Genomic DNA, 6,904 nt, shown 5'->3' with positions numbered 1-6,904 from the left:
GTGCAACATAGGGAGTGACTGGCTGGAGTTTCCATGCTAGAAACGCCGAAATGAATTACAATTCGTCCAAAACCACATTGCCTGCGTCCGGCGATCCGCTGACCGACATGCTGCGTGGATTGCGGCTCGACGGTGTCGATTACGGCCGCTGCGTGCTGGGCGAACCCTGGGCTGTTTCCTTCCCCGCGCAGAAGGCGGCGCGCTTCCATTTCATCGGCCAACAGGGCTGCTGGCTGCTGTCGCCGGCCAGGGAATGGATCGAGCTCTCGGTGGGCGATGCGCTGCTGATCCCGCGCGGCGACGAGCATGTGCTGGCCAGCGCGCCGGGCGTGCCGCCCGTGCCGATCGGCCGCTACACCATCGAGCCAGTGTGCGAGAACATCTACGACGTCTCCAACGGCTGCGACGGCTGCAAGACCTTGCTGTTTTGCGGCAGCATGCATTTCAACCTCGACGGCTCGCATCCGCTGCTCGACATGATGCCCGACCTGATGCAGGCGCATAAGCTGATGGCGAACGCGCCGGGCATCCAGCATCTGCTCGATGTGATGGCCGGCGAGGTGACGATGGACCGCGTCGGTTCCGGTGGCATTCTTGCCCGGCTGGCCGACGTGCTCGCCGCCACCATCATCCGTTCCTGGGTGGAGAATGGCTGCGGCGACGCCACCGGATGGATCGCCGCCGTCCGCAATCCGGACGTCGGCAAGGTGCTCGCCGCCATTCATCTGCAGCCCGATCGCGACTGGACGGTGGCGGCGCTGGCGCGATTGATGGGAGCGTCGCGCTCCGCCTTTGCGCAGCGTTTCGCCACCGTGGTCGGCGAGACGCCGGCTAAATATGTGTTGCGCGTGCGCATGCATCAGGCGCGGCAATGGCTGGCTCGCGACGGGATGCGCGTTTCGGTGGCCGCGAGCAAGCTCGGCTATGATTCGGAAGCTTCCTTCAGCCGCGCCTTCAAGCGGGTGATGGGCGTCGCGCCGAGCCATCTGCGCAACACCGCGGACGGCGAGGACAGACCGGGCGCTTGAATCCTGTCCGGTTCCCCCTGGAGGAATTGCCAAGTCTTTTGGACGACACGCCACTCTCCGTCGGCAGGGACCGCATAAGCTCGCCGGCGGAGGAAACCGCTATGGCCAATCACCTTGCATCGCTTGCGCTTGCCGCGCTTGCCATCCTTCCGGGACGGGCATTCGCGCTCGAAGACAGCTACCTGCCCGCCGACAAGATCCCTTACGTCGTCGAGGCACCGGATCAGCCGCAGCGCCTCGGTCCGCTATGGGGCGAGCGGGCCAAGGGTCCGGCCGGCACGCTGCTGAAAGTTCCCGGCAACTGGCACGCGCCCGTCCACGCCCACACCGCCGACTACCGCGCGGTGGTGATAAAGGGGCTCTGGGCCCATTGGCAAATGCAGGGCGGCGAAGCGACCAAGGTGGAACTGCCGCCGGGCTCCTACTGGACCCAGAAGGCCGACGAGATGCATGACGATGCCTGCCTCTCGGACACCGAATGCGTGATCCTGCTGATCAACGACACGCCCTACGAGACGTATCTGCCGAAGTAACCGAGCAATGGCCCGCGGAGTCTCCGCGGGCGAAAAGGCAGGCTCGTCAGCCAGCTTGATTGGATGGTTGGATCCAAGCAGAAACGCCGGGCTGCCCTGATCATCGGCGCTTCATCGCCTGCAGCAAGGTGCGCATGCTTGCCACGCAGGCCGAAGATCAGGCAGCCCTTCGTCGCCGCGACCGACAGCGATCGACGGCACTTCCGCTATCCGTCTACACCTCATTTGCGAGACGCAGCCGATCCATGGTCTTCACCTTCAGCCTGATGATGCCCCCCACCTTCGGAGGCTTCGGTGATCTTCTCGTATTCGGCTAGCGACATCTTCGGAAGATGGCGAACAAAGGCCACCATCGCCCATAGCTCTTCCTGGTTATGCGTTGGACCAAACGCAGGCATCCCGGTCATCTTAATGCCGTTTTGGAGAACCCAATACAGCTCAGCATCATTCAAGGTGGTTGCTGCTCTTTTAAGGTCCGGCGGTTGGGGTTGCATGTTCCTGGCGAACTCCGCCCGGGAAATTCCCGGGCCACCGTGACAGGCGACGCAGCCTTCCTCCTTGAAGTGAAGGCCGCCAGTGTGGATCATCTCCGGATCGTCAAGCGATCGAGCCAGGCTGACATTGTGGTCGGCGTGCCGTTCAATGGAATTGGTCCGGATTGTCTCAAGCGACCAACGGATCACGTTAGCGTCCTGCTCGCTGGCAGCAACATTGTAGAATCCGAAATAGGCGTAACTTGCCAGTCCGACGATTATTGCAGACAGGACAACAGCGATCGCAGCCAAGGTTCGCACGGGTTAGCTCCGTGGCGGCAGGCGTCATCGCGTATGCCCACCGTCTGCCAAGTTAACGACTGGAGCCGCCAAATTATTCCGCGGCTTATCGACATCACGAGCCGCGCGATCGAGACCAACGCGGTGGTAGTCCGGCTGGTGTGTCAATCAGAGCATCGAATCGGTTTCCCCTATTGGGTGCCCCCCGGCCTGGATAGATCGTGTGAGGAAGCGCTGAGTGGCTCTGGCCGAACACCACGACGTGTCGCGCAACCTGATAGGAGGCGCGGCGAAGCTGCCGGCCAACATAATCCCGCTCCGCATAATTCGGCTTATGTCGGGTTCAACATAGGTCGAAACCGTTCCGGTTTTCGGGCCATGCCCTATCCGGCGTGGCGCAAGCTCACCCCGCTGCCCTTGTCGAACATCACCACCTTGTCCGGATTCCAGGCGAAGCGCACCGGCTGCTCGATCTCGACGGCGGTCCTGGCCGGCACGGTGGCTCTCAGCATCGTGTCGCCGACCCTCAGCGTCACGATCTTCTCGACGCCGTGGTTTTCGACGTCGTGGACCTGCGCCTCGACCGGCGCGCCGCCTTCCAGATAGACGTCTTCCGGACGGATGCCGAAGACGAGCGGGCGACCGTCGGTCGCTCCGCCCGTCCTGGCTCCCCCAGTAACCGGCAATTCGAAATTCATCGGCGCCATCACCGCGCGGTTCTCGACCAGCTTGCCGTCGATGAGGTTCATCGGCGGCGAGCCGACGAAGCTGGCGACATAGGTGTCGCGCGGATTGTTGTAGATCTCATGCGGCGTGCCGGTCTGGACGATGCGGCCATGGTTGAGCACGCCGACCTTGTCGCCCATCGACATCGCCTCGATCTGATCGTGGGTGACGAACAGGAAGGTGGCGCCGAGTTGCATCTGCAGGTTCTTGAGTTCAGTTCGCAGCGCCTCGCGCAGCTTGGCATCGAGCGCCGAAAGCGGCTCGTCCATGAGGAACACGCGTGGCTTGCGCACGATCGCCCGGCCGATCGACACGCGCTGCATCTCGCCGCCGGAAAGCCGGTCGGTCTTGCGGTCGAGCAGGTGCTCGATCCTGAGCGTGCGGGCCGCGCGCGCGACGCGGTCCTTGATCTCGGCATCCGGCAACCGCCGGATCTTCGGCTTCAGCGGGAATTCGAGGTTCTCGCGCACCGTATAACGCGGATAGAGCGAATACTGCTGCAGCACCAGCGCCACATCGCGCTCGGCCGCACCCCATCCTGCAACGTCGACCCCGTCGATAAAGACCTGTCCTTCGGTCGGCTTCTCCAGCCCGGCGATCAGGCGCAGCGTCGTCGTCTTACCGGCGCCGGTCTCGCCCAGCAGCACGAAGAATTCGCCATCGGCGATCTCGAGATTGAGGCCGGTCAGCGCGGTGTGAGTGCCGAACTTCTTGGTGATGTTCTTCAGCTCGATATGGGCCATGTCTACCGTCTCAATTTCGTTTCGAGGGCGACCTGCCCTCCGCTATGGCTTCGGGCGTTCGATTGTTCGAAAGGCCAAATCGTTGGCCTCTCGTGTCCTTCGGCCATCACAATCTCACTCCCAGCGACTTGCCGCTTGCCGTGTCGAAGAAATGCGCCTGCTCCGGATCGATGCGGGCATGAACTTTCTCGCCCGGACCCGAGACGTAGCCGGCCTTGGTGCGGGCGCGCAGCATCTTGGAGCCGACCTGAAGATCGACGATGTCGAAGGAGCCGAGCGGCTCGATGATGTGCGCCTCGACAGGTAGATAGCCGGGCGCGGCATCGTGCCGGACCAGCACGCCCTCCGGACGGATACCGAGCGTCAGACCGCCATTGGCGGCGTGGCCGTTGAGCTTGGCGAGAAGCTCACGCGGGAACTCGAAACCTTTGGGCGCGCCGCCGACCGCAACGGTGGCCGCCCCGGCCTCGTCGGCCACGCTGGCCTCGGCGATGTTCATCACCGGGCTGCCGACGAATTGCGCCACGAACAGGTTGGCCGGATGCGAGTAGACCTCGTCAGGCGTGCCGACCTGCTGGATGAAGCCCTCATGCATGATGACGATGCGGTCGGCCAGGCTCATCGCCTCGATCTGGTCGTGGGTGACGTAGATCGTGGTCGATCCCTGCTTGACGTGCAGTCGCTTGATCTCGGCCCGCATCTCCTCGCGCAGCTTGGCGTCCAGCGCGCCGATCGGCTCGTCCATCAGCATCGCCTTCGGGCGCCGCACCAACGCTCGGCCGATCGCTACGCGCTGCATGTCGCCGCCGGAGAGCGCCGACGGCCTCTTGTCGAGCAGGTCGGTGATGCGCAACACCCTTGCTATCTCGCGCACCGAGGTGTCGACCTCGCTGCTGCTCATACGCGTGGCGCGCAGCGGAAAGGCGATGTTCTCGAACACCGTCATATGCGGGTAGAGCGAGAAGGACTGGAATACCATGGCGATGTCGCGGTCGGCAGCCTTGAGGTGCTGGACCGCCTTGCCGTCGATCAGGATGTCGCCCTGGTCGATCGTCTCCAGCCCTGCTATCGCGCGCAGCGTCGTGGTCTTGCCGCAGCCCGACTGTCCGAGCAGCACGATGAACTCGTTGTCGGCGATGGCGAGGTTGAGATTGTGGATGACCTGGACGGCACCGAAGAATTTCTCGATGCCGCGAAGTTCGATCTGCGTCACTGTCCGGCCCCCTCATGCGTCGCTGCGCCGGTTTCCTCGGTCTGCTCCGGCGCAATCTTGGACGTAATGTTGAAGCCGATCAGGCCGATTAGGATGATCGTCACACCATAGGAATGCAGGCTGAGGCTCCATGGCTGGCAGAGCGCAATGATGCCCAGCACCATCAGGACCTGCGATGCCGGCAAAAGGTACTTCTCGTTGACGGCGCGAAAACTCATTTGCGGATCGCTCCGAACGTCACGCCGCGAAGCAGGTGGTTGCGCAGCAGGAAGGTGAAGATCGCCACCGGCAGCAGGAACAGGAACGTGCCCGCCGCGATCGTGGTCCAGTCCGGCAGGCCGGAACCGATCTGGCTGGGGATGAAGGGCGGCGCCGTCTGGGCGCGCCGGTTGGTCATGATCAGCGCGAAGGCGTACTCGTTCCAGGCGGTGATGAAGCAGAACACGGCGGTGGCGGCGATGCCGGTCGCCGCTTCCGGCAGCACGATCTTGAAGAAGGCCTGCATGCGCGTATAGCCGTCGACGAGCGCCGCCTCCTCATACTCCTTCGGGATCTCGTCCATGAAGCCCTTCATCAGCCAGACCGAGAAGGACAGGTTGAAGGCGACGTAGAGGATGATCAGGCCGATATGCGAATCGTTGAGGCCGACCGCCCGGTACATCAGGAACATCGGGATCGCGACCACCACCGGCGGCAGCATGCGCGTGGACAGGATGAAGAACAGGAGATCCGCCTCGCCGGCGATCTTGAAGCGCGAGAAGCCATAGGCGGTAAAGGTTCCCATGCCCACCGCGAGCACGGTGCTGATCACGGCCACGATAAGGCTGTTCATGAAGCGGTCGGGATATTGCGAAAGCTGCACGTCCTTGCCGACCTTCAACACCCGCTCGCCGCCGTCATAGATGCGCTTTTCCCACCAGGGCGCGGCTTCGTAGACTTGCGGGTCGACGGTCTTCTGCATCTGCACGCGCTTGGTGAAGAGCCGCACGAACGGCGTCACCTCGGGCTCGAACAGCACGGTCGGCGGCACGCTGACGGCGAGTTCCTTCGGCTTGAAGGCCGTGGAGGCGATCCAGTAGATCGGCGCCAGGAAGATCAAGGTGGCGATCAGCACCGCGACGATGGCGATGCGATTGAGCGCGACTTCGGAAGAAGTGCGGACGGCAGCCATCTCAGCGCTCCTTCACCTTGTTGAGATACTTCACGTAGAGGTTGGTGATGGCCAGCACCATGATCAGCACGATGTAGGCCAGCGCGCAGGACTTGCCTGTGTCCCACTGCTGGAAAGCCTGCTTGTAGAGCCGGATCGCGATCAGTTCGGCGGTCGGCTGGGTCGTCATCGTGTAGGCGATGTCGAAGGTCTTGAAGGCCTCCATGGTGCGGAAGATCAGCGCGATCAGAAGGATCGGCGAGACCAGCGGCAAGGTGATGCGGGTGAAAGTGTACCACCAGCTGGCGCGGTCGATCGCGGCGGCCTCGTAGAGATGCTGCGGCACGGCCGAGAGGCCCGCGAGCGAGAGCAGCATGACGAAGGGCGACCACATCCAGATGTCGGTGATCGCGACCGCGTAAAGCGCGCTGTCGGGATTGGAGAGCCAGGCGAAGTCGCCCAGGCCGAAGACGTAGTTGATCGGGCCCCAGGACGGGCTGTAGAGCAGCTGCCAGAACAGGCCGACGACCGCCGCCGACATCATCATCGGCAACAGCAAAAGCGTGGTGATCAGGCCCTTCATCGGAAAGCTGCGGTTGAGCAGCAGCGCAAGGCCGAAGCCCACGATCATCTGGCCCGCCACCGAAACGATCACGTATTTGGCGGTGATGACGAAGTTCGACCAGATGTGGTCGTCGGTGAGCAGCTCGCGATAATTCTGCAAGCCCACGAACTGCC

The 6,904-nt window shown here is 63.1% G+C and carries 8 protein-coding genes; 2 read left to right on the top strand and 6 right to left on the bottom strand.

Features of this window, described 5'->3' with window-relative positions:
* The first annotated feature begins 50 nt into the window (after window positions 1–50).
* Both EOA29_RS20220 and EOA29_RS20215 read left to right on the top strand, forming a co-directional pair.
* Window positions 51–1,028 (top strand): AraC family transcriptional regulator, encoded by a 978-nt coding sequence (locus EOA29_RS20220; protein ID WP_126091857.1) that lies wholly within the window; start codon window positions 51–53, stop codon window positions 1,026–1,028.
* 101 nt (window positions 1,029–1,129) lie between these two features.
* Complete coding sequence (locus tag EOA29_RS20215; protein ID WP_126091856.1) at window positions 1,130–1,561, top strand: DUF4437 domain-containing protein; 432 nt, start codon at window positions 1,130–1,132, stop codon at window positions 1,559–1,561.
* Between the two features lie 221 nt (window positions 1,562–1,782).
* Here the strand turns inward: EOA29_RS20215 and EOA29_RS20210 are convergent, their stop codons facing one another.
* The 6 genes from EOA29_RS20210 to EOA29_RS20185 form a co-directional block, all read right to left on the bottom strand.
* Window positions 1,783–2,355 carry a cytochrome c gene (locus EOA29_RS20210; RefSeq protein WP_127221349.1) on the bottom strand — a complete coding sequence of 191 codons (573 nt, stop codon included), beginning with the start codon at window positions 2,353–2,355 and terminating at the stop codon, window positions 1,783–1,785.
* Between the two features lie 362 nt (window positions 2,356–2,717).
* The gene (locus tag EOA29_RS20205; RefSeq protein ID WP_126091854.1) at window positions 2,718–3,803 is read right to left on the bottom strand and encodes an ABC transporter ATP-binding protein; all 1,086 of its coding nucleotides are present in this window, start codon (window positions 3,801–3,803) and stop codon (window positions 2,718–2,720) included.
* 106 nt (window positions 3,804–3,909) lie between these two features.
* Complete coding sequence (locus EOA29_RS20200) at window positions 3,910–5,016, bottom strand: ABC transporter ATP-binding protein (RefSeq protein ID WP_126091853.1); 1,107 nt, start codon at window positions 5,014–5,016, stop codon at window positions 3,910–3,912.
* Window positions 5,013–5,234: a hypothetical protein gene (locus EOA29_RS20195; RefSeq protein ID WP_126091852.1), complete on the bottom strand. Its 222-nt coding sequence runs from the start codon at window positions 5,232–5,234 to the stop codon at window positions 5,013–5,015. The genes EOA29_RS20200 and EOA29_RS20195 overlap by 4 nt, the downstream gene beginning before the upstream one ends.
* On the bottom strand, window positions 5,231–6,187 hold the full coding sequence (locus EOA29_RS20190; protein WP_126091851.1) for a carbohydrate ABC transporter permease: 957 nt from the start codon (window positions 6,185–6,187) through the stop codon (window positions 5,231–5,233). The genes EOA29_RS20195 and EOA29_RS20190 overlap by 4 nt, the downstream gene beginning before the upstream one ends.
* Before the next feature lies 1 nt (window position 6,188).
* Window positions 6,189–6,904, bottom strand: a 716-nt coding sequence (locus EOA29_RS20185; protein ID WP_145969719.1) for a sugar ABC transporter permease, incomplete at its 5' end; no start/stop codon positions are given.

Source organism: Mesorhizobium sp. M1E.F.Ca.ET.063.01.1.1 (assembly GCF_003998155.1).
Classification (GTDB): domain Bacteria; phylum Pseudomonadota; class Alphaproteobacteria; order Rhizobiales; family Rhizobiaceae; genus Mesorhizobium.
This window is presented reverse-complemented; position numbering and strand designations above follow the sequence as displayed.